The 26,406-nt window shown below is 35.6% G+C and carries 34 protein-coding genes and 1 pseudogene; 4 read left to right on the forward strand and 31 right to left on the reverse strand.

Annotation, left to right across the window (positions count from 1 at the left end):
• Window positions 1-163 precede the first annotated feature (163 nt).
• Window positions 164-1,576: a SpoVR family protein gene (locus Q5760_RS20270; RefSeq protein ID WP_428909412.1), complete on the reverse strand. Its 1,413-nt coding sequence runs from the start codon at window positions 1,574-1,576 to the stop codon at window positions 164-166.
• 201 nt (window positions 1,577-1,777) lie between these two features.
• On the opposite strand from Q5760_RS20270, the gene Q5760_RS20275 reads away from it, so the two are divergent.
• Window positions 1,778-2,035: a YhdB family protein gene (locus Q5760_RS20275; protein WP_428909413.1), complete on the forward strand. Its 258-nt coding sequence runs from the start codon at window positions 1,778-1,780 to the stop codon at window positions 2,033-2,035.
• A 158-nt stretch (window positions 2,036-2,193) separates the two neighbouring features.
• Here Q5760_RS20275 and Q5760_RS20280 read toward each other — a convergent pair whose 3' ends face one another.
• Together Q5760_RS20280 and Q5760_RS20285 are read right to left on the reverse strand one after the other, a co-directional pair.
• Entirely contained in the window at window positions 2,194-3,936 is a 1,743-nt protein-coding gene (locus Q5760_RS20280) for a phospho-sugar mutase (RefSeq protein ID WP_428909414.1), read from the reverse strand.
• Window positions 3,937-4,094: 158 nt separating this feature from the next.
• A complete protein-coding gene (locus tag Q5760_RS20285; RefSeq protein ID WP_428909415.1) occupies window positions 4,095-4,493 on the reverse strand; it encodes a DUF5365 family protein in 399 nt (132 codons plus the stop codon).
• A 139-nt stretch (window positions 4,494-4,632) separates the two neighbouring features.
• Between Q5760_RS20285 and Q5760_RS20290 the strand changes: the two genes are divergently transcribed.
• Window positions 4,633-5,553, forward strand: coding sequence for an RluA family pseudouridine synthase (locus Q5760_RS20290; protein WP_428909416.1), 921 nt, complete (start codon window positions 4,633-4,635; stop codon window positions 5,551-5,553).
• 419 nt (window positions 5,554-5,972) lie between these two features.
• Here the strand turns inward: Q5760_RS20290 and Q5760_RS20295 are convergent, their stop codons facing one another.
• A complete protein-coding gene (locus Q5760_RS20295) occupies window positions 5,973-6,803 on the reverse strand; it encodes an aldo/keto reductase (RefSeq protein ID WP_428909417.1) in 831 nt (276 codons plus the stop codon).
• A gap of 185 nt (window positions 6,804-6,988) precedes the next feature.
• Between Q5760_RS20295 and Q5760_RS20300 the strand changes: the two genes are divergently transcribed.
• Window positions 6,989-7,606 (forward strand): DUF47 domain-containing protein, encoded by a 618-nt coding sequence (locus Q5760_RS20300; protein ID WP_428909418.1) that lies wholly within the window; start codon window positions 6,989-6,991, stop codon window positions 7,604-7,606.
• A gap of 112 nt (window positions 7,607-7,718) precedes the next feature.
• Window positions 7,719-8,354 carry a spore coat protein gene (locus tag Q5760_RS20305; protein WP_428909419.1) on the forward strand — a complete coding sequence of 212 codons (636 nt, stop codon included), beginning with the start codon at window positions 7,719-7,721 and terminating at the stop codon, window positions 8,352-8,354.
• A gap of 49 nt (window positions 8,355-8,403) precedes the next feature.
• Here Q5760_RS20305 and Q5760_RS20310 read toward each other — a convergent pair whose 3' ends face one another.
• From Q5760_RS20310 to Q5760_RS20440, 27 genes and pseudogenes are all read right to left on the reverse strand, one after another.
• On the reverse strand, window positions 8,404-9,012 hold the full coding sequence (locus tag Q5760_RS20310; RefSeq protein WP_428909420.1) for a YczE/YyaS/YitT family protein: 609 nt from the start codon (window positions 9,010-9,012) through the stop codon (window positions 8,404-8,406).
• A gap of 232 nt (window positions 9,013-9,244) precedes the next feature.
• A pseudogene (locus Q5760_RS20315) lies at window positions 9,245-9,757 on the reverse strand (DUF444 family protein); the annotation flags it as partial.
• A gap of 10 nt (window positions 9,758-9,767) precedes the next feature.
• Window positions 9,768-11,363, reverse strand: a complete 1,596-nt coding sequence (locus tag Q5760_RS20320; RefSeq protein ID WP_428909421.1) for a recombinase family protein — start codon at window positions 11,361-11,363, stop codon at window positions 9,768-9,770.
• A 17-nt stretch (window positions 11,364-11,380) separates the two neighbouring features.
• Complete coding sequence (locus Q5760_RS20325; RefSeq protein WP_428909422.1) at window positions 11,381-11,923, reverse strand: CopG family transcriptional regulator; 543 nt, start codon at window positions 11,921-11,923, stop codon at window positions 11,381-11,383.
• A 142-nt stretch (window positions 11,924-12,065) separates the two neighbouring features.
• Window positions 12,066-12,218, reverse strand: coding sequence for a hypothetical protein (locus tag Q5760_RS20330; protein WP_428909423.1), 153 nt, complete (start codon window positions 12,216-12,218; stop codon window positions 12,066-12,068).
• 51 nt (window positions 12,219-12,269) lie between these two features.
• Window positions 12,270-12,713, reverse strand: coding sequence for an ArpU family phage packaging/lysis transcriptional regulator (locus Q5760_RS20335; protein ID WP_428909424.1), 444 nt, complete (start codon window positions 12,711-12,713; stop codon window positions 12,270-12,272).
• 56 nt (window positions 12,714-12,769) lie between these two features.
• Entirely contained in the window at window positions 12,770-13,252 is a 483-nt protein-coding gene (locus Q5760_RS20340; protein WP_428909425.1) for a hypothetical protein, read from the reverse strand.
• Between the two features lie 102 nt (window positions 13,253-13,354).
• Complete coding sequence (locus tag Q5760_RS20345; protein WP_428909426.1) at window positions 13,355-13,639, reverse strand: hypothetical protein; 285 nt, start codon at window positions 13,637-13,639, stop codon at window positions 13,355-13,357.
• Window positions 13,639-14,085 (reverse strand): YopX family protein, encoded by a 447-nt coding sequence (locus Q5760_RS20350; RefSeq protein WP_428909427.1) that lies wholly within the window; start codon window positions 14,083-14,085, stop codon window positions 13,639-13,641. The genes Q5760_RS20345 and Q5760_RS20350 overlap by 1 nt, the downstream gene beginning before the upstream one ends.
• Before the next feature lie 2 nt (window positions 14,086-14,087).
• Entirely contained in the window at window positions 14,088-14,276 is a 189-nt protein-coding gene (locus tag Q5760_RS20355) for a hypothetical protein (RefSeq protein ID WP_428909428.1), read from the reverse strand.
• Window positions 14,277-14,819, reverse strand: coding sequence for an HNH endonuclease (locus Q5760_RS20360; protein ID WP_428909429.1), 543 nt, complete (start codon window positions 14,817-14,819; stop codon window positions 14,277-14,279). It lies immediately after the preceding gene.
• A gap of 12 nt (window positions 14,820-14,831) precedes the next feature.
• Complete coding sequence (locus Q5760_RS20365) at window positions 14,832-15,503, reverse strand: dUTP diphosphatase (protein WP_428909430.1); 672 nt, start codon at window positions 15,501-15,503, stop codon at window positions 14,832-14,834.
• Window positions 15,504-15,791: 288 nt separating this feature from the next.
• The gene (locus tag Q5760_RS20370) at window positions 15,792-15,986 is read right to left on the reverse strand and encodes a hypothetical protein (protein ID WP_428909431.1); all 195 of its coding nucleotides are present in this window, start codon (window positions 15,984-15,986) and stop codon (window positions 15,792-15,794) included.
• Between the two features lie 165 nt (window positions 15,987-16,151).
• Window positions 16,152-16,751 carry an HNH endonuclease signature motif containing protein gene (locus tag Q5760_RS20375; protein WP_428909432.1) on the reverse strand — a complete coding sequence of 200 codons (600 nt, stop codon included), beginning with the start codon at window positions 16,749-16,751 and terminating at the stop codon, window positions 16,152-16,154.
• 3 nt (window positions 16,752-16,754) lie between these two features.
• Complete coding sequence (locus Q5760_RS20380) at window positions 16,755-16,991, reverse strand: hypothetical protein (protein ID WP_428909433.1); 237 nt, start codon at window positions 16,989-16,991, stop codon at window positions 16,755-16,757.
• Window positions 16,988-17,437: a hypothetical protein gene (locus Q5760_RS20385; RefSeq protein WP_428909434.1), complete on the reverse strand. Its 450-nt coding sequence runs from the start codon at window positions 17,435-17,437 to the stop codon at window positions 16,988-16,990. The genes Q5760_RS20380 and Q5760_RS20385 overlap by 4 nt, the downstream gene beginning before the upstream one ends.
• A 186-nt stretch (window positions 17,438-17,623) precedes the next feature.
• Complete coding sequence (locus Q5760_RS20390) at window positions 17,624-17,929, reverse strand: hypothetical protein (protein ID WP_428909435.1); 306 nt, start codon at window positions 17,927-17,929, stop codon at window positions 17,624-17,626.
• 175 nt (window positions 17,930-18,104) lie between these two features.
• Window positions 18,105-19,466, reverse strand: a complete 1,362-nt coding sequence (locus Q5760_RS20395; RefSeq protein ID WP_428909436.1) for a DNA cytosine methyltransferase — start codon at window positions 19,464-19,466, stop codon at window positions 18,105-18,107.
• 210 nt (window positions 19,467-19,676) lie between these two features.
• Window positions 19,677-19,931 carry a hypothetical protein gene (locus Q5760_RS20400; protein ID WP_428909437.1) on the reverse strand — a complete coding sequence of 85 codons (255 nt, stop codon included), beginning with the start codon at window positions 19,929-19,931 and terminating at the stop codon, window positions 19,677-19,679.
• Between the two features lie 215 nt (window positions 19,932-20,146).
• Window positions 20,147-21,448, reverse strand: coding sequence for a replicative DNA helicase (locus tag Q5760_RS20405; RefSeq protein WP_428909438.1), 1,302 nt, complete (start codon window positions 21,446-21,448; stop codon window positions 20,147-20,149).
• On the reverse strand, window positions 21,420-22,205 hold the full coding sequence (locus tag Q5760_RS20410; protein ID WP_428909439.1) for a replication protein: 786 nt from the start codon (window positions 22,203-22,205) through the stop codon (window positions 21,420-21,422). The genes Q5760_RS20405 and Q5760_RS20410 overlap by 29 nt, the downstream gene beginning before the upstream one ends.
• A 6-nt stretch (window positions 22,206-22,211) precedes the next feature.
• Window positions 22,212-22,637 (reverse strand): hypothetical protein, encoded by a 426-nt coding sequence (locus tag Q5760_RS20415; protein ID WP_428909440.1) that lies wholly within the window; start codon window positions 22,635-22,637, stop codon window positions 22,212-22,214.
• On the reverse strand, window positions 22,638-23,390 hold the full coding sequence (locus tag Q5760_RS20420; RefSeq protein ID WP_428909441.1) for an MBL fold metallo-hydrolase: 753 nt from the start codon (window positions 23,388-23,390) through the stop codon (window positions 22,638-22,640). It abuts the gene before it with no gap.
• Between the two features lie 6 nt (window positions 23,391-23,396).
• Complete coding sequence (locus Q5760_RS20425; RefSeq protein WP_428909442.1) at window positions 23,397-24,326, reverse strand: recombinase RecT; 930 nt, start codon at window positions 24,324-24,326, stop codon at window positions 23,397-23,399.
• Window positions 24,327-24,467: 141 nt separating this feature from the next.
• Window positions 24,468-24,620 carry a DUF6906 family protein gene (locus Q5760_RS20430; RefSeq protein ID WP_428909443.1) on the reverse strand — a complete coding sequence of 51 codons (153 nt, stop codon included), beginning with the start codon at window positions 24,618-24,620 and terminating at the stop codon, window positions 24,468-24,470.
• A gap of 4 nt (window positions 24,621-24,624) precedes the next feature.
• Window positions 24,625-24,888: an AbrB/MazE/SpoVT family DNA-binding domain-containing protein gene (locus tag Q5760_RS20435; RefSeq protein ID WP_428909444.1), complete on the reverse strand. Its 264-nt coding sequence runs from the start codon at window positions 24,886-24,888 to the stop codon at window positions 24,625-24,627.
• Entirely contained in the window at window positions 24,885-26,399 is a 1,515-nt protein-coding gene (locus tag Q5760_RS20440) for an AAA family ATPase (RefSeq protein ID WP_428909445.1), read from the reverse strand. The genes Q5760_RS20435 and Q5760_RS20440 overlap by 4 nt, the downstream gene beginning before the upstream one ends.
• Window positions 26,400-26,406 lie beyond the last annotated feature (7 nt).

The raw sequence follows: 26,406 nt of genomic DNA on the forward strand, positions 1-26,406 counted from the left end.
TTCATTCCTAACTTATAGACATTGAGGACAGGCTGAATGAGGTAACGTTATTATGTTAATATTAGCTTATTTTTGGCTGATAGTATAGAAATAATTTATGAAAAAATACGTAAAAAAAAAAGAGATGACCCTATATTTTGAGTTCATCTCCTTGTGATAATTCTTAGATAAATTTTCGTTGAATATTTTTTCCATCATAAGTAAATAAAATGGTCCTTTCTTCGCTGACTGTTTCAAGATGAACGGCTCTTCCCCATAATTGATGGATATAGGGAAGTACTTTCTCTAAGTAACGTAAATCAAGTTCAACCCCTTCATACCAATGCTTCAAATAAAGTTCGCCACTCTTCATATAATCGCCATCATTCACCGTAATATATGGAAAACCACCGTTTACCCGGCTATTAACAAGTTGATCACGAACATTTTCCCATGACTTATCAACAATTTTATAATCTTTGCCTTGCTTTTGAAACAGATACATATCTTCCCGCATTACGAGATCTTTCGTTAAATAATTACGTAAAAACGAAATATCGGATTCAATTTCTCGGACCTCAAAGATCTTCTCCCGTCCTGAACCTGGAACGACCCCTCTTCGCGTCATTTCCTCTGATGGGTTATTATAGCGCTCTTCAATATCTTCAAAAATCTTCAAACCTAAATAATAGGGATTAATGCTCGTTTTCGATGGTTGAACAACCCCTGCATTTAATTTCGCAAACTCGACGGCTTCACCACTTGTGAGGTCCATCTCGCGAAGAATTCGTTGATGCCAGTATGAAGCCCAACCTTCATTCATAATTTTCGTTTCCAATTGCGGCCAGAAATACAGCATTTCTTCACGCATCATGGTTAAGATATCCCGCTGCCAATTTGAAAGTTCTCGACTGTATTGCTCAATAAACAGCATGATATCCTTTTCTGGTCGGGGAGGAATCTTTTTAATTTTTTTCTTCTTCTCCGTTTTCTTGTTTTTTTCATCTAGGTCCCACAGGTCGTCATATGGTGTTGGTTTTACATCATCTTCTTCCTCATATTCAACATCCTTTAAATCCCATGATAGTTTCGGTCTCATTAATGATGGATCAATATGCTCTTCTATCGCCAAAACAGCGTCTAAAAACACTTCCACTTCATGCTTCCCATGTTGGATTTCATATTGACGGATGCGGTCCGCCGTTGCAGCCATACTTTCAACCATTTCACGCTTTGTGTTTTGGAAGCGAACGTTATTTTTAAAGAAATCACAATGCGCTAGTACGTGTGCCACAATTAATTTATTTTGAATAAGCGAATTGGAATCAAGTAAAAAAGCATAACAAGGATCAGAGTTAATGACCAATTCATAAATCTTGGATAGCCCAAGGTCATAATGAAGCTTCATTTTATGGAATTGCTTTCCAAAGCTCCAATGGGAAAATCGGGTCGGCATACCGTAAGCACCAAATGTATATATAATATCCGCAGGGCAAATTTCATAACGCATTGGATAAAAATCAAGTCCGAAACCTGATGCAATTTCCGTTATTTCGTCAATCGCATATTCTAGATTTTTACGATCTGTTTCGTTCATCCACATCTCCCCCTTCATACTCCCAATGTATGATAAAACAAGGTAAAACATGATAAGAATAGCGAAAGCATGGAGGTTGATGAGTTATGTAACGTATCGGAAATTGCTATTGACAGTATGCCCAACATTTTCACAGTAAGTTTTTAAATTTCCCTCATATACTATTATCAACTCCTTAAGAGTAGAGGAGGTACAACAGATATGTTAAAAATGGATTACGATCGGGCTCTATATTATACCCATCGTTCTGAATGGGATAACTTATTGATATTAATGGTTCGAACAACGGATCATTTTTTAGCTAAAAAAATTGAGCATTTTCTGCATGCCTATAATTTTGAAAAGGATTATGGGATCATTGAAAAACATTTATATTCTTTACTAAGATACGTTGATCATGCAAATGAAATCATGGATCAAAAAGCAGGTTATGGATCCATGTATGAAACAATGCATTAATCTGCCAAAAGCTGTGATCGTCTAGTGAGATACAGCAAGCACAAGACAAGCATTTAATCTCATATTGACGGATTAGCTTGTCACTCGGAACTTTTTTCAAAGTGAATAAAAAAAAGGTGCCTTCATCCACATTCGTTATGTGGGGAAGGACACCTTTTTTAATTAGATAGATCCGCAATTTTTTGATCGATCAAATCCATAAATTCTTTTTCAATTTTAGCTAGCTTAGCTTTACTTTCCTGTAAACTTGATCCAGTTACACTGAAGTAGAACTTGACTTTAGGCTCTGTTCCAGATGGACGAAGACATACCCAAGTACCATCTTCAAAATAATACTTAATCACATTTGATTTAGGTAAGTGGATCGGTTTCTCTGTTCCATCCATTTCTGTTCTGATACTTGATTCGTAATCTTCATTGGCTGTTACTTTTAATCCACCTAATTCTTTAAGTGGCTGTGATCGGAATGAAGCAAGTGTCTTCTGAATTAACTCGGCTCCATCCTTCCCTTTCAACGTTAAAGAACGTAAGCCTTCCTGATAGAAGCCATATTGTTCAAATATCTTCATTAGCGCGTCATACAAGCTTATTCCCTGTTTCTTATAAAAGGCCGTAACCTCTGTTGCCATAAGGGCTGCTTGAACCGCATCTTTATCACGAACAAAGTCTCCAATTAAATAGCCATAGCTCTCTTCATAACCGAATAGAAATTTATATTCGCCAGTTCCTTCGAACTCTTTGATTTTTTCACCAATAAATTTAAAACCGGTTAATACATCAATCGTGTCCACATTAAAGGAATCCGCGATTTTTCTTCCTAATTCACTCGTCACAATGGTTTTTAACATGACACCATTTTTAGGAAGCGTCCCCTTGTCTTGCTTTTGCGATAAAATATAATGCAATATTAGAGCGCCTGTTTGGTTTCCCGTTAGAACTGTGTACTCTCCAGCATCATTTTTTACGGCAATACCAAGTCGGTCTGCATCAGGATCCGTTGCAATTAATAAATCTGCACCTACTTGATGTCCTTTTTGTATCGCCAATTCAAAAGCAGCATGCTCTTCGGGGTTTGGACTTTTGACAGTTGAAAATTGGGGATCCGGTAATTCCTGCTCTTCAACCGTATATACATGTTGATATTTCAATGCTTTTAAGCCATCACGAACTGGAATATTTCCGGTACCGTGTAAAGGTGTGAACACAACCTTTACATCGACTTCATCTGAAATCGTTGGATTTTCAGAAATCGTGACGAGCTTTTGGTTATAAGCTTGGTCTACTTCAGGACCGATGATTTTAATGAGCCCATTTTCTTTTAAAACCTGTTCATCTTGTACGTCAATCAACAATTCATTTTCAATTTCATTTACTTTTTCAATAATTACATCTGCTGCTTCTGGCGGTAATTGTCCTCCGTCAGAGCCGTATACTTTATATCCATTATATTCAGGTGGATTATGGCTCGCGGTCACAACAATCCCCGAAAATGCTTGTAAATACCGAACAGCAAATGAAAGTTCAGGTGTTGGTCTTAAGGAATCAAATACATAGGCTTGAATTCCTTTTGATGCGACTGTTTTTGCCGCCTCCATCGCAAATTCTGGAGAAAAGTGACGGGAATCATAGGCAATAACAACCCCGCGTTTTTTCGCTTCTTCCCCGTTTCCTTCAATATAAGAAGCCAAACCAGCTGACGCTTTGCGAATGGTATAGATATTCATGCGGTTCGTCCCAGCACCTATTTCACCGCGCATTCCACCTGTACCAAACTCTAAATTTTTATAAAAGGCTTCTTCTAAGCTTTTTTCGTTATCCTTAATTTGATCTAACTGCTTTTTCACCACTGAATCTAGTCCTTCAAATCGGATCCATCTTTCAGCTTTTTGTTTCCAATTCATTTATGTACACATCCTCCAAAGATTTTCGATTCACATCGTATGGATTCCATCAGTTTAAAATATACAGTAATTTCAACAAATAATAAAGATTGTAAAGTCAATTTACATAAATTAAAAAATCCTTTAAGAGGAACCACTCTTAAAGGATTTTTTTATACTTATATTAAAAATTCATTTGCTGCTTTTGTATAGATACTGATATTTTCACTTTTATTTATTTTTTCATTTACAAATTGCTCAAATTCAAATGGAAATTGGACCCCGTAGTCCTCTAGAATGGAAATATTTTTATAATAGGTTTCCATATATTGATCAGTAACAGATTCACTTTGTAGAATAAGAATCAATGTCTGTAAGCTGGCAATAACTTGATAGGCATCTTTCAACGTGTCTAATTCTTGAAATTGATTCGGGGTAAATTGTAAGATGTTACGTTTCTCGAATTCTTGAATTTGCTGATCTGTAAAATAATTAGGGAAAACGTCGGTATAGATTTGTTTAGATAACTCCATAATTTTTGTTCTCTGCTCAGGAGTTGAAGCAAAAACTACTTTCATATTAACCCACCTTTAAACTTCTCGTAAGTACCCTTCATAGTTAGTAATAGAATATCATATTTTCCTGTGTTAATATGGTGGTAATTAACGGAAAGCGGGAGCCTCTAAAAGTAGAGGCTTATACATTTAAGGAGACATTATGATACAGACTAAGCGTAAAGGTGAATGGTTTGAGATTTTAATTCCTGAGGAATGGGCAACCTACACCGTTCAAGACTTTTTTCGTCATGTTTGGCAAGCACCTAAAAAACAAGTACATACCTTAAGAATGGAAAAGAAAGTGAAAGTCAATAACGCAGAAGCCAATTGGACCCAGCCCCTTCAAGTAAATGATGTATTGACGATCCAGTTTTTCCAAAATGAAGAGTTTCCTGTTCAGCCCAGCTATTATGAAATCACCGTTTTACATGAGGATGATCATTTGTTAGTTGTTAATAAGCCCGCGGGCATGGATACTCATCCCAATTCTCCTACCCAAAACGATACACTAGCAAATGCAGTGGCCTATTATTTGCAGAGTAAGGGAGAATTACGAGCGTTCAAACATGTTCATCGATTAGACAAGGATACAACAGGAGCCGTTCTATTTGCTAAACATCCGTTTATCGGTGCCATTCTTGATGGTATGCTGGAAAAGCGTGAAATTAAAAGAACCTATGTAGCTTTGGTTCATGGGATTCTCAAAAATAAGAAAGGCACGATTCGCGAATCGATTGGACGTGACCGCCATCATCCTACGAGAAGAAGAGTATCACCAACCGGACAAGAAGCGATCACTCATTATCAATTAGTCAAAACCGATTCTAAACGGAACTTATCGCTTGTTCAATGTTCCCTTGATACGGGGAGAACCCATCAAATTCGGGTTCATTTTAGCCATATAGGTCATCCATTAGCTGGGGATATTCTTTATGGTGGTAAACCTATATTTCTAAGGCAAGCCTTACATGCGGTAAAAATCCAATTGATCCATCCGTTTACAAAAGAAACCATCACATGCCCTGCGCCATTTTTAGATGAACCTAAGATTTTTTCGGATCTCGATCCTTATTCAATTTAACTAAAGATCAAGAGTTTTTGATGTTGGTGTTTGGATTCGAGCTTGAATCAGGTCAAATGAAGGGAATGGGGTTGGAGTCTGAAGATGGCTCGCCTTCGAACTCAATTCCTGTTATATTTGCGTTTTGGGTCTGAAGGTACCTCACGTTCGGACTCAATTTCCAGTCATATTCGTTATCTATGTCCGAAGGTAGTTCCGCTTCGGACTGGATCTCTGTTGAATCTGAACTTTAAGTCCGAAGGTGGCATGACTTCGAACTCAATTCCTGTTGAATCTGGATGCGGGGTCCGAAGGTAAGACCAGTTCAAACAGGGACCCACTTAAAACGAAAACGATGACCGAAAAAAATGCAAGGGAAGAATGAAGCGTTTCTTTCCTTGCACTCTTTCTAGACTTTTGACAGTACTTACCCTACTTAATTAAAAATCAACATGATCGGGGTCTGGTCCAAAGCGCTTATTTTGATTGAGTTGATTAATCGTGTTCATGTCCTCTTGTGATAATTCAAAATCAAAAATTTCACTGTTTTCTTTTATTCGAGAAGGAGTTACCGATTTCGGTATAATAATCACATCATTTTGTAAATGCCATCTTAAAATAATTTGTGCTGCTGTTTTTTTGTATTTTTCAGCAAGAGTGGTGATGGTCGGTTCATCAAGAAAACGGGCTCTTCCTAATGGAGACCATGCCTCAACAGCAATCTCATGTTCTTTACAAAACGCACGAAGTGGTTCCTGACTTAAAAGTGGGTGTAATTCCACTTGATTCACAACTGGTTTTTCTTTGGAATTTGCGATTAAATCTTGTAAGTGGTGTATTTGAAAATTACTTACCCCAATCGCTCTCACTTTTCCCTCTTGATACAGCTTCTCCATTGCTCTCCAAGTGTCTAGGTATTTGCCTTGTACAGGCCAATGGATTAAATATAAATCAATATAGTCTAAACCAAGCTCATTCCTGCTTTTTTCAAATGCTGCAAGGGTTTCTTCATAACCTTGATCACCATTCCAAACCTTCGTCGTGACAAAAATGTCTTCTCTTGGGATACCACTTTCTCTTATCGCTTGTCCCACATCGTCTTCATTATCATAATAGGCTGCCGTATCAATGGAGCGATATCCTAGTTCTAAAGCCGTCTTTACCGTGTTTTTTACCTCCGCACGTTCCTTAATGAGATACACACCTAGTCCAAACTTTTGCATTTCTACGCCATTATGTAAACGTACTGTTTCATAAATACTATTAACCATATGAATCCCTCCTACTCTCTATTGTAAGCACTAATATTTTATAACAAATAGATGGCAAAGTTCTCTAATATTAAATTTTTTTAAAAATTAGATAAAATCTCTTTCACAATTAGATTTTATACTATAACATTAAAAATTAAAATAAACATATAGGAATGGTTACTATTAAGGAGGGTTTTTTTACGATGTTTTTTAAAAAAAGGTCCAGGTTTTCACCTTTGTTAATAGATATTTCCTCCAATCTAAAACAAGCCGCTCATTTCTTTTCTCATTTTGAAATCAAAAATATAAATGATTTAAAAATTTTAGCGGAAACCATGAAGGAATTTGAAACAAAGGGCGACAGCTATATTCATGAAATGATCGTCGAACTCAATCACACATTAGTGACACCCATTGATCGTGCAGATATACTCGCTTTAGCAATGGGGATGGATGATGTATTAGACGAATTGGAACATTGTTCTGCATTATTTGAAATGTACTCGATTCAGAAATTTGATGACTTTATGATCCGTTTTATCGATTGTATTAAAAAATGCACCCTGGAAATTGAAGAAGCTATCGATTTATTATCTGTAAAGAAGTTGCTACAAATACGAGATAATGCCATAAAAATTAAGGATTACGAATCCAAATGCGACGGAATTCAACGACAATCCATCAAACATCTTTTTTGCGTTGAAAAAGATCCCATCGTTTTGATTCAATATAAGGAAATTTACGAGAGCTTTGAAAATGTGGCAGATTGTTGCCAGAGTGTAGCCAATACGTTAGAAACGATTATTATGAAGAATGCCTGAGTTTTTATCGTCGAATGGATTTATCTCCCTCTCATTTTTACAAGATTTCTTTACACAATAAATATGTACGGCCAAACAGCCTACAAATATCGATTGTGGAGGTAATTCACATATGTCAACGATGCAACCGCAAAACAATATGAACACAGGACAAAACATGAATATGACTGGCATGCAAGCTCAAGCTACGGATACAAAACACGGCGGACATGAATTAATGGATGTCCATGAGGTGCTTAGCTGTGCGGTTTCGACAATGGATCAATATTTACTATTTGGACAAATGGCGAAGGATCCTGAATTAAAGGATATGATTAACCGTCAACATCAATTTATGATGGACTGTTATAATATCACAGCTGAATGCTTTAAATCAGGAATGAACCCTTCACACCATACAACAAGATATGCGATGACCCAAAGCAACGATGTTGTCTATGGCTTAACTCCAAGCGAACCGAAAAAACCGAAAATGAATGCTTCCGAAATTGGTGACCAATGTATTACCAACTATATGTTAGGCTTAATGAAAGCAGAGGCTGGAATCAAAACAAAAGCTGCCCTTGAAGTAACCAATCCTGTTGTAAGAAGAGTGATTGCCGATTCAGTTCCAAACACGATCGAGATGGCATATGAAATCTTCCAATATCAAAATAAACATGGTTATTACCAAGTAGCACGCTTAGATCAACAAGATATGAATACACTGATTAACAGCTTTGTTCCAACTGGATCTACATTGCAATAGTTACAAAGAGAAAAGGCTGTCAACATGACAGCCTTTTCCTTCCTTCCATTCACCGAAATGAGAACGTATAAATCTTATGAGCAAGTCCATTAAAAAATTGAATGATCGTACCGATACAAATCACTAATACAATCGTCCCAACCCCAATTTGTCCACCGATTATGACCCCAATGATGATAAATATAACTTCTAAAATTGTTCGAGACATCATTAGATTGATCCCGAATTTTTCACACAATCCAATCATCAGTCCATCATAGGGCATAGCTGGCAAATTAGCGGTTAGATAGATGCCCACCCCCATTCCGATTAACAGGACACCGATTAAAAAACATGTCCATTCTGAAGCAGGGGTATGCAGCCAGCCCGTCAAGTCACGGAAAATGAACTCTCCCCAAAAATCAACAAAAACTCCCCAAATAATCATAGTCATTACCGATTCAATTTGAGGTCTTTTTTGTAAAATCCAAGCACTTACTAATAAAAATACACCCTGTGAAAGAATCACCCAAGTTCCGAAGGTAAAACCGATTTTTTCTGCTAACACGAGTAACACAACATCCTGTGGTCCAGCACCTGCTTGAGATTTTATGATGAAGGTTACCCCCATACAGGCAATCGCAATTCCTATTATATAAAAAAGAAGCTTTTTCCCCATCCCTTCCCTCTTTTCAGACAGACTTCATTAATAGATATACAAGTTGTTCAACTGATATTCTAAAAATGTGGATGCATTTTCAAAAAAAACGCTATGCAGGAGAAGCGAAACAGGTCAAGCCGCCTTAAGAGAGAGACTTCCCGCCTTCCACATTCAACATTGGTTTTACTCTAAACATTCTTTAAAATAGCCTCAAAAAAAGATAGGCGCTCTAATCACCTATCTTTTCGTTTTATGCATTTTGTTTTGCTTCTTCTTTTGCGAAAAAGCTCTTCATCGCATGGAATACATCGGCTTTTTGTTTGAGGATATAATATCTGAAGTCTTCATTTTTGATGTTTTTATAAGCGGACATGAGAGTAGAATGTCGATTATACTGATTTACTTCTCCATAGCCAAACATACTGGATACTTTAATCAATTCTTCAACCAGTTTAACACAACGAGCATTATCTGAAGTCAAATTATCTCCATCCGAAAAATGAAAAGGATAAATATTATAACGGTTAGGCTGATACTTCTCTTCAATGATCTCTAGTGCTTTACGATAGGCCGAAGAACAAATGGTTCCCCCACTCTCTCCTTTCGTAAAGAACTCTTCCTCTGTTACGACTTTGGCTTCTGTATGATGGGCAATAAATTCAATATCGACAGTATCATATTTGGAACGTAAAAATCTCGTCATCCAGAAGAAAAAGCTTCTTGCCATATACTTTTCCCAGATCCCCATACTACAAGAAGTATTAAATTAACTATTATACCAATGATGATTTAAAATTGATTTCCTTAACGATCCCGTCTTGGAAAACAATGCTGTCTAATAGTTTATGGAAGATCATTCTCTTATGTTCTAAACCATACTGTTTTTGCTCCTTAAATCGTTTGTATAATTCCGCCACTTCAATTGGGTTGTCTTTATTATCCAATGATTCAATGTCATTTTCCAATCGTTCTTTATGATCGCGTATTTTTTTAATATCTGTTTGTATCTCTTGGTTCAACTCAATAAACGTTTCTGAATCATAGAATTCTCTTGATTCTAATAGCGTTTTTGAAGCATTCATCTTTTTCTTGAGTGTTAGGTCAAGTTGTTGAAGTTGTTCTAAAATACCCTGTCTTTTATTGAGTTTTTCAGCGACTCTCGATTCAATGTCTAAGTCCTCAAATTGTTTGAGTCTTTTATCTAGGAAATCCATGATATCCTCTTCTAGGTTATCAGCATTAACGTTTGCTTGAGAACAAACACGCCTGCCCATTTTATGATACGTAGAGCAAACATAATACCTATACTCTATTTTGGTTCCGTCTTTACGCTTGTTAGATCGTTTTTGACATATCATTGGAGCTCCACACTTGCCACAACGAAGTAATCCAGTTAGTGGATGTTTAGCAGCATTAAACCGCCTTGGATGTGGATGCATTTCTTTATTCTCTTGTATTTTCTTTTGAGCTATTTCAAATGTTTCTTTATCTATTATTGCTGGATGAGCATTTTCGGTTCGTACCCAATCGCTTTCATCAATATAAACAACCTGTTGGATTTTTTTATTACTATCTTCATCCTCAACATAATTGTACCTAGTCTTCCCATAGACAATATTTCCGATATAAACCTCATTTTGTAAAATGTCGATGATGTTCTTTTCTTGAAACTTTCTTCCTCTATTGGTTTTAAAACCATTATCATTAAGCCAGGATGCAATCCTTTTCCTACCCATATTTTCTTTTACAGACATATCAAATATTCTTTTAATAATATGAGCATACTCATTTGGGTGCAAAGAATGACCATGTACACCTTGGCTAGTTAAAGATTTACGAAGTTCTTCATCTGGTAGATCCTTTACTTTTGAATAACCTAATGGAGTTGTAGTACCGGACCATAAGCCATTTCTTGCTTTTTGTTTGTTACCTAATGATACACGGATGGATGTTTTTCTGGATTCTTGTTCTGCCATTACTGCATAAATTTGAAACATTGTCGGATCATCCCTGAAAGAATCATAATTTTCTTCCAAACTTAATACCCTTACCCCTTTATTACTTAGCCTTTTAGCAGTAGTAATAGTTTCACCTGAATCACGGGCAAAACGGGAAATCCCTTTAAAAAATACAGTACCAACCAAGCCATTATCAATGTCATTCAATAACCTTCTCATTGCTGGACGTTGTAAAAGAGTAGTTTTATATCCTGATTCCCCATCTTCTTCGTAGATAAATCGATCATCAAAGACAACATCCATATTTGTTCTTTTTGCAAATTCTTTAATCATGTCTATTTGGTGTTCTACGGTATCACCTTGTCTTGTTTTACCTAAAGAGCTTCTTGCATATATTGCAGCGAACTTCATGATAACTTCCTCCATGTTTAATCTTTCATTGGTTCTCCGAAAATTAATGAATGAAGAGCACGTACACCCATTGTAAAGATTTGGTTTTCCGTTTCTTCACCATATTTTTCATGAAAATAATTCTCTAATTCATCATACTTTTCAGCAGCATCATTAGAAGTAATTACAACGGCATCTTCACTATTCCAGTATCCTTCAATCATCATTCTAAGTGTTTGAGATTGACTTACTCCCCATGTTTTTTTTCTAGTTTCAATCATTTCCCATATTTCATCTGGAAGAGTCAGACTTACTTTTTTAGTGGTTCCCAACGATGGACGACCTACTGCTTTTTTTCCGACCTCTGTCAATCCAGATTTGTTTTTAAAACATATTGATTGTACTTCTTCACCGTCATAATAAACCTTTAAGAAAATATCCCCTTTTTCATCAAGAAAAAACTGTTGAGTCATCTCCTTGTCACCTTTTGTATTCCAAATAGATTCCAGCTCCTGATCCATCACTTTGAAATCTGTTTCGTCCATACCTTGAAAAGCATCTACTTTTGAAATTTTATTCATGACGTTATCCCCCTACGTTTATTTAAGTTACTTAAATTATAAAATAAGTTACTTAAATTATCAAGAGTTCATAGATTAATTAACAAAAAAAGAATGCCGTTTATAGTTAATACTATATCATACGGCATTCTTGAACTAACTATTATTTTTTTATTTCTAAAACTGGTGATTTATGCATATCGTTTACATAATTTACGAATAGTTCTACGAATAGTTCTTCGGCTTTTTCTTTGAATACTGATTCATCAATGTTTATTTTTGTTTCCTCCGTGATAAGTGGTTTCCTCTCCCTCATTGTGAATCACCTCTTTGTTATACATGCTTATGAAGGTTATGTCTTATCTATTCACCGTTTTGTTACGGCAATATTTAGATTAAGAGCAAGTCTATAAAAAGCTTTCCATCTGATTTTGTCGTAAGTTGGTGCTGAAATTGGCGGTTTAAATTCATGACAGTATACGTTGTAATCAGTTATATAGTCACTATTCTCGGACATATATCTAGTTTCAATTAAGAATCTCTCCATTGGAGGAAGATGTTTGACTGCTCTTTCAGTTCGTTCACAGAAATGCTTTCTTCTTTCCATTTCATCAGCATTATATATAGCAGCTGAGGCAGTTTGATCACCCGTTTGGTTAGTTGGACCATGGTACCTTATTTCAGCACTAGCAGTTGTTGATGCTTCTCTTTCTTCAAACGTCAGATACTTAAATAGTCGATATTTTTCTAAATGAGCTTCTAATTTCCGTTTTGTTTCTTTCCGATCTAACTCTGGTAGTTCAAAGTCCATAATCTACCTCCTTAGTGTTTCTAAGAAGAACCCTAGACGGATCCAGGGCAAAACTCTTAATTTAATATGTCATCGTCTGTAAATGGTAGTTCGTTTAAAGCAAATGGATCATCTTCTTCGGCAGGTACATCATCAATAGAAAGTTGATCCGGACTCACTGCTGCAGTACCATCGGGTTCCACTTTGTATTCGATTCCTTCATGATAATTAAAGTCTTCAATACTCATTTGGGATGGTTCTAAAACGAGTACAGTATTACGTCCGGCATATGGATAAAGTTTATTCATCTTATCATCGCTATCGCCTTTAACATTGAATTTAAGTACAGTTTTCTTTGAATCTCTTTGGATGGATTTAAACTCAACATTGATTTCACCAGCCGCACTATCTTTTACATTTAAAACCACGATATTTCCTGCCATTTGGACGAGCTCATCTGAATGTGGTAATTCATCACCTTGCACATGAAACTCTAAAACTTCTTTTTTATCATCCTTTTGGATCTTCTTGAATAATACATTTAATTCAGCTTTAGCCATTTAAAACGCTCCTTTTATTAGTTATTTTTGCGAACTCGCAACAAATGAAATATGACGATATAAACCGAACACGACTTAAACTACTCGGTTAACATTTAAGGTTTAGTTTTCCTGTTTATTTATTGATTTTCTAGCCTTAGAAAGCCTTTCAGCTGTTTTGATTCTTTGTTCTTCTGTCATTACACGTTCTTTTCTCATACTGACTTGTTTTTCATTCAATGTGCATTTAATTGCAATAGGTCTATCATTTTCAGTTTCTACCACATTAACCTCTGTAATTTGTGATAGTTTTCGGATGTGTTTTGAAACAGTAGAGTAAACGTTCCACTTACCTGTTAAGTTATCAAAAACCATTGTAGTTTCTTGTTCTTCACGAGAATATGCCATTACTTTTCACCTTCTAACAGTTCTGGATTTTCGTAAATGTTGCCGATGACTTCCATCTCGAGTAATTCATAGTCTGGATGATGGCACATTTCAAACAAATCAAAACCTAATTGAGGATGTGAATTTTCACGTTTCACTAAGAATTGAGCTGGATCGGCAAAGTAAGTAACTGTACCTGTAACATCAAAGTCTTTCCACTCTCCACGATTTTCTTGACAATAGAGGGTAACAATATCCCCTTCACAAATCTCTTTACCATTCTTATCTTTTAAACCTGTGTATTGCATTAGAATATAACTTCCATATTCCCCACTACCTTCGCCGTTTTGAAGGTTATAATATTGAACTTCTCCATTCCAACAAGTTAAGGTGTCATGACTGCTATCTCCAACAATATGCATTCGTTTATAATCATTATCCCATACACGAAACTTAATCTCTCTCATCATTACACCTTCCTTTTGAATTCCATTAAGCAAGCAATACCATAACCATGCTCTTTTATTTCACTTGCTTGTGACCATCCTCTATCTTCGTGATCTTCAATCAATTGATTTAATGTTGTTTCATTTAATGCGTAAACTATTTTCCTTAATGTCTTAGGATGAGTGTTCTTCCAGCTGAGATTAGTAACCATTTATGCACCCTTCAATCTATTTCTTTTTTTCTGTATCGTTTCAGAAGTATATTCATCAGCAAAGCACCAAGAATAGCCACCAGCAAAGTTTCTATCAAACACACAAACTTTATAAATTGCAGCAATATCTATATTTATTGCTCTTCCTGCTTCTGAAGCACTGTTAAATTTTTTAATTGGTTTTAATGTTTTCTTATCTAGCATTAAAACTGGCTTTATATTTTTACCCAATACATAGCAAGAATGTATTATGTTTTCGCTGTGTGTTAGAATTTCAAGATTACTAACGTGATTATTTTCTTTGTTACCATCGATATGATTTACGCACTTTCCATCTGGAATTTTCCCAATATACGCTTCTGTAACTAATCGATGTACAAATACTTGTTTTTGCTTTCCGTCCTTCATCAAACCTACTCTTACATATCCTTTTTTATTTAAAAATGTATTTAGTAGCTTTTCTGTACCTGTTCTTATTGATAAAACTTCACCGCAATTATTTATCTTGTAACCAGGATAACCAACAACATCTCTCCATTCCATCAACCGATCACCTCAATATCCTGAGTTTTGCCTTTCGTGGTTCACAGCATTTTTAGCAAAGTAAGCTTGCTCGATCTGATCTGGTGTGAAATTAAAACCAACAAGACCGATAGTTATAAACAAACTCCATGCAAGGCGAAAATGATAAACATTAATCTTAAACCCTGCTATTTTATTTTCATTTGGATTTATTTCCATATAGGCTTTCGTTAAGAAATAAATCGTTTCTAGGAATGTATCTGTTAGGTACTTTTTCTTTCCTTCTCTGTACATCTCTTCATAACACTCCATTAAAGGCTCGCTTGAAATGTACAGTGCATCCTGCCATCCCTTTTGATTTGCAATCGATAAGAAAAAGTGAACTGAATCGACATATTCCTCAAGAAGTGGGTTTTCGCCTTCTATAAACCCTTTTCCATTACAATAATGGCAATGTCCAATCTGCTGAAAATAATCTAATTCCCAGTAACCTTTACCAGAGCAATACTCACATTTAACCTTTGTTCTTGGCTCCTGGTTATTACTCCAATGTTTGAACCATCTTCCCTCATTAGCAAACTCTGACAATTCCACTATCAAAGCTAAAATTGTGTTAGGAAAAAGGTCTTTCCCTTCAAGTCCATGTTCTTTGATAATCCGATCATCAAGCGTTATTTGGGTTTGTAGCATTTTTTCTATATTCATAAATTACGCCCCTTTCTCACTTTTTCTAATTCTTCTGCCATACAAAACGTATTTATCAAGTTGATAAACCACTTGGTTTTTATCAATTCCTAATTCAACAGCAATTTCAATTATGGTCATTCCTTCTCCCTATAATCTGATTAAGTCAGTTAAATACTCCTCGCGCCATTGTTTAATCTGCAATTCCCTGGCAGCTTCATATTTGTATTCCAATGGACAATCTTCATAAAGACAGATGGTTAATAACTGCTGCTTAGTTGCATTTTCAAAATACAGCATCTTTTCACCTCAAAACCAATCATTTTCAGGACTTTCAACATTTATGTTTCGATACTCAAGCATAACTACTTCACGCCTTAAAGACTTATAATCTAATTCATAAATGCTTGTACCTTCTGGATCCGTGTAAACTTTGTTTTCTAGCAATCTTTTAATATAGATTTGACGTTTCATTTCTTCGGTGACTGTAAATGTTGATATCATAAACACTCCACCTTTTTAAATTAATTAATTTTCGAACCGTTCTTTTCTATAGTGTTCTTTTATCTTTTCAATGATTGCTTCGTCCATTTTTGGATTAATCTCCTGCATGAATTCTGCTAACGCTTTTTATAATCCAAACGTTCCTGATCTTCAATGATTGTCGATTTACCCATTTTTCAATTTCCTCCTTCGTTCATTTTTCTTTTGATGAATATTGCAAATGGTTATACCGATTTTGGTTAGTTCTGCATGGTCTTTTATTAAATCCATTTTATTTAAGGTAACTAATTGTTTGCGAGATACGAGGATTAGGTTGTCTGCATCAAAGTTTTGTCTATTCCTATCCCCAAAAATTACTGTATGCCCTTCTGGAATGGGACCGTTCATTTGCTCCCAGATTATTTGATGTTTCAATCTCCATTTGTTTGGATCAGCAACTTTAACTTCTGTATATCCATCTCTGGTAATTCTCTCGGAACCAACAGGTCTATAATTAGATGGTATATGTCCTTTTTTAAATTGCGTTTCTTTACCACCAGTTTGTAACCCTTTCATTCCTGCATTCCAAGGTACTCTACCTTTTTTAAAACTTGCATCTATCCCACTACACAAACCATATCTTTTCAATACACTTTTGATTTGATCGGTACTTTGGTTTAAGTTAAAATGAACATTAAACATTTCGGTTAATTCTTTTCTATAACGACCTTTGACATTTTCTCTAAGAAATTCAATTTGTTGAGGAGTGTAAAAATGATAAGCCAATTATCAACCCTCCAACATCTTGGGTTTCTTTGCATCTACATTAAGACGATCTTTATCATCGTAAAATTTTTGAGCACTCAATACTAGATTTGCATTTTGAATAATTCGAGTTGCTATTTTAGATACTCCATCAGCTCTTTCTAGTTCTTCAGTTAGTTGTTCACCCTTAACATCCTCATCACTTAAACGTTCCAACTGAGCAAACAAATGATTATTTAAATCACCTAGAGTGTTCTTCATTTTTTCACCTTCTTATTAATTTTTGGCTTTAAAATGGTTGCAATTACTTCTGCCTGGTTAGTTGGTAAAATCCTATAGACGTTTTGTTCCATCCAAATTTCTTGAGCAATCTGAGCCATTATATAAGCATCTACAATATTGTCACTGGAATGAGTAAATCCGTACATTTCCTTAACTGCTGCCATAACCGCTTTTTTCTTTTGTGGACCCGTGAGACGTTTTTTATTTCCTGTTTCACCAGTCCATCCAGTTACACCAACAAACTTTTTTACAGCATTCGGAGCAACCTCATAATAAGTAAATCCTCTACGGTGAAGTGCCATTCTTACACCCCAACCAATTCCACCTAATTGAATAGCTTGTTGAGAGTTGAAACCAAATCCTTCAATCACAATTAAGTCATCTTTTTGGATATGGTCCATAATTTCATCGATTTGAGTTACCATACGATGTGGATCTACTTTCCCTATACCTGTTAATTCTTTTGCTTTTAAAACACTGCCTTTGCCATCAAGAGCAACAAAACCTGTTTTAGTAGATGGGTCAATACCTACGAATCTAGTTATTTGAAAAACCCTCTCTCTTCTAAAATATTTCTTAGTGCATTATTTGTTTTATTCTCATCAACTAACTTACGTTGACGGGAGAGAGATTTTTTCAATCTCTTCTCCTGTTTGTGTTTGTTTTTCATTTCCCTCTGCCACCGCCTTAAAGTATTCAGAACCAAAGTGGTTCACTATCTTTTCCATAAGTTTAGGACCAATGCCAGGTACTTTATGAAGACCATCAAATCTATCAGCTAAAATATTAACGGCTTCTTTTTGACCCTTTTCAAATCCCTCTTCATAACCTTTTATAAAACCAGCTGTTTCACCAAGTTTCATTCCTTCGAGGATTCCTTCTTGTCTTTTCTTCTCCAACAAAGGATTCTTAGCCAACGAGATCACCCCTTAAATTTGCGTTCGCAACAATTTTGGTAAAAAAAATATTACTTATTTACGTAAAGACTCTTTCCATTTCATTAATAATTTAGTAGCTTCATAGATTAAATTTGTACGAAATTCCATTGTTATCCCTCCTTTGTGCCAAATTTGTTCGGACTATGACGTAAACCTAATTACCAACAACCGTTTTATATCTACTTTCACTCGAGCAAAACTCTGGAAGATTAGCTCTTACTAAAGCATCTGCAAACGGTGGTGGAACTGAATTACCGCATCGAGCGACCTGTTCAGTTTTTGGATAAATCTTGCCAGTATAGTCCCGATCAATAATGTAGCTCTCGGGAAATCCTTGAGCATTAAATAATTCCCTCGGTTGCAGCATTCTCATCCCAATGTCTGTTATCCGGTAATTTTCTCCTTTAACAGTAACCAGCCCGAATCTGTCTTTAGTAGTTATTGTGTGTAATGGAGCATTTAGTGATTGCCCAACATCGGCTCCATAATATTTTGTAAGAAAAGCAGCTACTAATGAGTGATGATCTTTAACCGTTATGGTATGCAATGGTTCCTCAAGGCTTATTCCAGAACCTGTATAATTACCTCCGTAATTCTTTGCTAAAAAAGCAGTAACAAGACCAAATCTATTCGCAGTTGGGATTGTTGCTATCGGTTCATCTAAACCACTTGCCCTTGTTTCTTTCCCTTGATGTGTGTAATAGTGTTGAATAAAACAGGCTTTATCTTCAACAATATAAGGATTATCTGCTTCAATAATGAATTTCTGAATTCCTCTACTAATTCGAAGCATTGTGTTTTTCGCTAATGGCTTTTTTCTTTCAAAAATAGAGGGTGTACCAATATTCCAATCAATAATTTCACTTGCAGTTCTCCATGGTTTTAACTTCCCCACCTGAACAGCCAAACTATTAGGATCACCATTGGTAGGCTTTGGCCAAACAATTGGTTTACCGTCACATCGAGCAATCATGAAGAATCTTTTTCTAGTAGTTGGTGCTCCATAATCACAGGCTCTTAATTCTTTAAATTGAACCTGATATCCTAATGACTCTAAGGCTTTAACAAACGATTCAAAGGTTTTTCCTTCTCTTTCTTTGATTGGATAGCCATTTTCATCTAATGGACCCCAAGTTTTAAATTCCTCAACATTCTCTAACATAATAACTCTTGGTTTTACTGCAATTGCCCATTTAACTGCAATCCACGCAAGACCACGTACATTTTTATCTTTTGGCTTTCCACCTTTAGCCTTGGAAAAATGCTTACAGTCAGGACTAAACCAAGCTAATCCAACTTTACGTCCCTTACATGCTTTGACTGGATCCACGTCCCAAACCGACTCACAATAATGCTCTGTATCTGGATGGTTTGCTTTATGCATAGCAATTGCAGCTGGGTCATGGTTAATGGCAATATCAACTGAGAGTCCTGTAGCCAATTCAATACCCGTTGATGCACCACCGCCACCGGCAAAATTGTCAACTATGATTTCTCTAAATAAATCTAGCTGCATTTCTCACCCTTCCTTACTTCGTATTTATAGTCATTACCGTATACTTGTGTCGATTGGATATTGAATTTTTATATAACACTTTTTACAATAGAAATAGATATCACCGTTATAATTCATAGATTCTTCCCATGGTTTCTTTCCGCAGTTATCACACATTTTTAATTTCAAATTAATCACCTTCCTTACCGCAAAATTTCAGTCGAATCCTTATTAATCAAATAACGTCATTTCCCCGTACTCTCTGATAAACTCGTGATTCATCAACCTTAATAAATCAGAATGGAATCGTTTAGGTGAATAACACAATAATCCATCCATTCCATAAAACTCCACATAATCAAACTGATACAATTCATCTAAAGAATGACAGAAACCAAGTTTTGGATGGAAAGTATTTCCGTCAAAATACCCTCGATACTCTTTAGACCTATTTTGTGAACCTGCAAAAATAAAGATTCTTTTCATCGAATTCACCTTCTCATTCAAAAGCGCTTTAACTTGCTCTTATTTCCGTTGATATAATTAGGATGTACCAGGGCGTAATCATGTCCGTTAAACCTAATTTTAGTAGGAGTGCCGCGTTTTTCTTTTAGCACTGTGAGGTCGCCATAAATATTTATTAACCTCCTCCACTCCTTTTTCGTTTGTCTTTTGTTAGCCATAACATCACCCCTTTGAGCCTACTTCCTATCACTTGGCAGCTCCTTAAAGTGCTGGATCCATCCTTGGAAGAGTAATCTGAATTCATTTAGACCCGTATCTCTACCCTTTGCAATGGTCTGTTGAATGACCTTTCCACCGCTTATTGTGTCATTAGGGTCATGCCATAAGAATTCAACTACATCTGCATCCTGTTCAATAGAACCTGATTCTTTTAAGTGTGAAAGTTGAGGTTTTAAGGCACCTTCAAAAGCTCTAGACATTTGAGATAACATAATAAAACAACAATCCAATTCTCTTGCTATTCGTTTGGCTTCTCCAGTGACATTACCAATTGCAGTTGATCTGCTCTCGCTTTTTTTCTGCGGAATCTTCATGATCTGGAGATAATCAACTGCTATTACTGCGATTCTTCCGTATTTCTTTTTAATTATCTTTGCTGTTGCTTTAACTTCCTCTATGGTAATACCAGCTGAGTCCTGGACAAATAGAGGTAAACCTTCAAAAGCTTCATAGGCTACTAATATTTGTTCCATTTCATTTGGACTAAGATTTTTATGTTTAATCTTTTGATAGTTGATACCTGTTGCACTAGATATCCATCTATCAATCACTTGTTCATAACCCATCTCTTGAGAATACAGGAGAACGGCACCTTTGTTAGACATTGCTGCACCTTGGAGCATTTGTAAAGTCTTTGCTGTTTTCCCTACACTTGGACGACCAGCTAAAACATATAACCAACCTCTCCAAAGTCCTTTTGCCCATTCATCAAATGCTTTGAAACCTGTAGGAATATACTGAGCAGGAGTTTTTAAGTGTTTGATATAGTCCTGCCGCATTTCAGTGAAGTTCCTCATTTTTGATGTATCTTGTGGTCTCATTTCTGATACTAGAGATTCAACATAACTAAAGAATTCTTCGTCTGTATCATAATCATCTCTACTCATACCTGAAATGATTTCTGCTGTATTTTTTATCCTACGTTCAAAGGCTTTCGAACGAATAATTTGAGCGTAATAAACTACATTTGCAGTTGATGGACAGGAGTTTGATAATTCTAAGAGATATTCAATTCCACCGACATTTTCGATTGTGCCAAATTTGACGAATGCATCTGTAATTGTAATTGGGTCTACTGGATCGCCACGTTTTTCTAGATACCTCATCACTTTATAAATCTGTTGGTGTCTATTAGAAGAAAAATCACGTTCTTCGAGAAAAATAATATCGTCCAAAACTGAAGCATCTAAAAGAACGGCACCTAATACAGATTGTTCTGCAACTAATTCATTAGCTCCAATCGAATGCATTAGGATCATTCCCTTCTGCTATCCATTTGTTAAAGGCTATTTCCTTATCTCTTATATCATTCTGTTGTTGTGGTTGCTGTTTCTGTTGTTTAGGTTTTTGTGCTGCATTCATCTTTATGGCCAACTCACCGAACTTTTCCCGGAGCTTTTTTGCTGATAGTACATTGGTCTTCCAAAAATCATCCTTAGTAACCCAATCCATCACATCTTTTGCCAGGCGCTTACTAACGCCATCTTTTTCAACAAGCAACCTAAAATCATTAGCCCAACTTTGTAAATTAGCCTTTTTAATTAAGTGCTCAACACCGGCATCTTTTGCGACAGCTGAAACCAATCCATGAAAATAAAGAGCCATTTTGTAATAGGTATTATTTTCATCATATTTTAATATCTTCTGTTTTTTAGGTTTAACTTCTTTCTTTTTGGTTTCAACTTCTTCCTGTTCAGGCGGTTTATCGCCCCATTCTTCATAGTTTTTGTTAAAACCCAAAATCCTTCCCCTCCTTGGACCGACACCATGAACGGATATAATCTTTCGTTCTATTAATACATCTAACTCTTTATCTACATGGCTTTTGGTAGTATCCATTTTTTCTGCTAAGAAAGACAATGGCATTTCATACTCTTTCCTGCGAAACCCATAAGTGTATCGCCATATAGCCATCACGATCCTGTACTGTGTTCCATTAAAATTTGTTTTAATGATTTGATCTAAAATCTCATTAGCAATTCTAGTAAAACCATTTCCAGTTTGTGGACTCGCCATTCACGATCATCCATTCTTTTGTATGCTGCTATTCCTCATTTCCCTCATAGCTTCACCAGCTACGTTTAATCCCTTTGCTAATGCACCTAAATAATATTCTAGTTTCTCAATTTCTTTGTGTTTCTTTTTTAGGTGATAAGATAGATTACTAACTATTTCATAAGCGCGTTTAGTTTGTTCTTTTTCCTTATCTATTTCAGCTAGATAATAATTCTCCATGTCATTCCATTCTTTTTCTGTATAGATTACATCTTCGACTACTTCACAACTACTAGGATCAAGATAATACCCTTGATATAAACCAGTTGTAATTTTATAAGAGTCTAAACCACATACTTTACTTTTTTTCACTTCCAACACTGTGCCTTTATTAATCACCTTTCTTCCGTTTCTATGGGGAAACTTTAAATCACTCTTTGTTATAACTTCCATTCAGCACACCTCCAAGAAATAATGATTACCTTCTTTGAAACCCTTTTTCGCTAATGCTCTTTTTGTTGTCATTTCAGCGAGTCCTGGCATATTGTTTTTACTGCTCAAGTGAGTAAGATAAATCTTTTCTCCTACTCCATTTACAAGCTGAAATAGAGCTTTTGCGGTTTGCATATTAGATAAATGACCAACATCTGAAAGTACTCTTGACTTAACACTAGGTGGATAATCGCCAGCTTCAACCATATTCGGTTCATGATTACTTTCGATAATATAGGCTGAAGAATACTCCATGGCTTCTAACATTTCTTGGTCCACTTTTCCGGTATCCAGACATATCGAAGTTTTATGACCGCAATAATCATGTACTGTGTATCCTAATGGATCCATGGCATCATGATGAGTTCCGAATGATTCTACATAAAAACCGATTGATTCAAGATTCATTTTCTCTCGAGCTTTGATTGGTCTTTGTAATTCTAAGTCAACTGTACTAATTGTTTTCCATTCACCTTCACCAGCGAAAACTGGAATCCGATATTTGTTAGCCAAAGGGAGACCTTTAATATGGTCTCCATGACTATGTGTGATAAAGATTGCTGCTACATTAATTGGATGTATTCCAACTTCTACTAATCTTTTATCAATCTTAGTTTTCGCTATACCTGCATCTATTAAAATAGTCTTTTTATTGGGATGGGTAATGGCTATGCAGTTCCCAGCAGATCCACTAGCTAAAATGTCAATTTTCAATTCTTATCACTCCAAACTGTCATCATCAGTTGCATTTGCTTCTTGCATTTCGATATCCATATCCATGTAAGATAGTAGTCCGACTATATCTGAGTAAGATGGATTATCACCAAAATTAGGAGCGTTTTTAGCGATATAATCTGACATTCCTTGTTTAGTAGTAATACCTAACTGTTTAAACTTGGAGGACATATCTTTTCTTGCTTGTTTAATTTTATCTACTTCTGGATCAATTACTTCCGGTTCCTGTTGTTGTGGTTCTTGGATGGTATCTTGCTGTGGAGTAATATCTTTACGTTCTCTTTGTTGTGGTTGATATTCTGGAATGTTGTCTCCACCATTGTTTTCAACTGTTTCATCATCAAAGTTTAAATTGAAGGCGGCTTTTAGTGCTCTTCTAGTCATATGCTTTTTGAACATGTCATTGAAATAGTTTGTCCACATTGTTTTTTGCATTCCAATTTGTGACCGTTTAAAATGCTCAACTTCTTCAACTTCCATAACTACGGTAAATGGATTAAACCCTTCTTTATAAGCGATGCAATAACCACCAATTACTTTTCCTCTAGGGAATCCCCAAGAGTGTTCATCGATAACAACAAAATAACTACCGTCTTCTGCTTTTTCTTGGTGCATTTTGAATTCATCATTTTCATGTACAAGCTGAACATCATAACCTTTATAACCATCTGATTCCTTAGCTTTTCTTACAAAGAAATCAACTCCAAATTGAACAGTTAATTGATTTTGTCTAACAGTTGGGTAAATCTCATTCATTACTGGATTAGCACCAGCTGCCTTTGCAATTGACATAAACAATTTGAATTGAGATTCATCACACTGCTTACCAATTGTTTCACGAATTGTTACTACATCCTGTTGTGTTAATTCACCAAAAGCAAAAGATTGATAGACTGATAGTTGATTATTTGACATATTTCTTTTCCTCCTTAGTTCTTTTAGGGACCGATAAGATTTCTATTTGTGGATCCTTGTTCCAAATTAGTGATAGGTATTCATCCCATGTGATAGGTATGATTTCTCCGCAATATTCAATTAGACCTAATTCATTTTGTTTCATTCTGGAATCACTCTGGTTTGTCCAGTTTCCCGATGGACCAGGTGTAATTGACCGCCTTCTTTTTTAAACACAAGCCAATTTTGTGGATTTAATCCTGCGAAAATAACTGATTTCTTTTGATTTCGAGTAGGACGCTTGCCGTGTTTCATTTCCTCACCCCTTTGCAATGAATTCTCTAGCTTTGTTGATTGCTAGTTTTATAGATTCATTTGAAGCTAATTGATCAGCTTTATCTAATTCAGCAAGAAGATTAACTACTTCTTGTTCACGACCATATTCACGAATCAATAGACCTTCTTCCGTTGAAAATAATTCAACCGGAGTACCAGTTTCCCAACCATTTGTTCTACGAACTTCCATCGGAATAACTACACGACCCAAATCATCAATTTTACGAACAATACCTAATGCTTTCATTCTGTTTTTCCTCCTTCAATTTTTAATTCTTGTCCACCCACAACCCGGCACATAATCAATTGTCCAGTTGGTTCCTTAAAGCTTGTAATGGACTCTGCATTGTCTACGAATACTGGAGCAGTTATTTCGCTTTGTTGACTAAGTACTTCCCTTAGTTCTAATCCTGCTCTAATACCTTCTGACAACGATAATCTCTTATAACCCTTACCATCCATTTCAATTTCGAATGTAGGCTTAATTTCACCGGTCTTTTGAGTTTCAAATAGTTTAATAGTTAAAGTGTCAAATAAGGCTTGTACTTTTTCACCTTGCATTTCAGCTTCTTTTGCTCTGAATGCTTTAATGCAGTCCAGGATAAATATTGATTCATTCAGAGAATTTAATGTTTCTTTTTCATCATCTTCAGCTTGTTTGACTTGCTCTAAACTACTTTCATACTCTTTGTGTTTTCTCAATTCATGCTCTAATGGTTCGATTTTTGCTGTTAATTCACGTACTTTTTCAAGTTGTTCAGATACGTCAATGTATTCCAATGCAGAAAGCTGTTCTTCTAATTCTTTTCTTTTAGTTACAACAGAATTATAGTTATCCTTGAATCTATCAATTCTATTTTCTTTATCAGTAACAACAGCTTTAAGTGCTTTACCTAATAAGTTTTGTTTGCAAGTTGGACAAGTATCTTTAACTTCCTCATTTTTTAAGTCTTGGAAATCATCTTTCATCCGGTCACGTTGATCCATGAGCGTTTTAATTTGACTGTTCAATACATTTATCTTGCTGTTATTATCACTTGCTGAATCTGTTACTTTTTCAATTTCAGACCGTTGTTTTGTTAATTGATCAAGCTCAACTTTTACAACATCGAGTGCAACTGTAGGAGCATTGTTTTCAAACATTTCTTTAAGAGTTTTTGTTCTGCTTTGAGCAGCAATATAAGCTTTATCTTTTTTGTTTTTGTTATCCTTATGAATCTTTTCGAGATCATCTAAACTATGTTTTTTAACAAGTCCACTGAGCATTTCTTCTTGTGCAGCTGGCAACTGTTTAAGTACTTCTTTATTTGCAGGTGCCGTTACATATTGCAGAAGCATTGCTCTTTGTTCAGTCCAATTCATAGTGAAGAAATAACTTGGATTGTATAATGACAGGAACAGGTCCTTATCAAATAATCGTCCTACGATTTCATTGAATTCTGTTGCTTTCGATGGAACATCATTAATAATGTACTTTGTCTTGCCTTTTTTAATTTCGCGACCTAAAAGTACATCTTTTCCATCAACATTGAATAAAAGTGAAACTTTTGTTTCTTCTGATTCGTAAGTGATAGGAGTTGGATCTAGTTTTGACCCAAAAACATCTGTGCCGTAAAATATAAATGTAACTGCTTCTGGTACGGAGCTTTTACCTTTCGCATTGTCACCAGTGACCTCTGTTCTCTCGCCAAAGTTAACAGTGAGGTCTTGGTGACTTTTAAAATTTTCTAGAGATAAAGTTTTGAATATTATTTTCATGAAATAC

The organism is Niallia sp. Kr1, from assembly GCF_050389805.1.
Classification (GTDB): Bacteria; Bacillota; Bacilli; order Bacillales; family Cytobacillaceae; genus Bacillus_BD.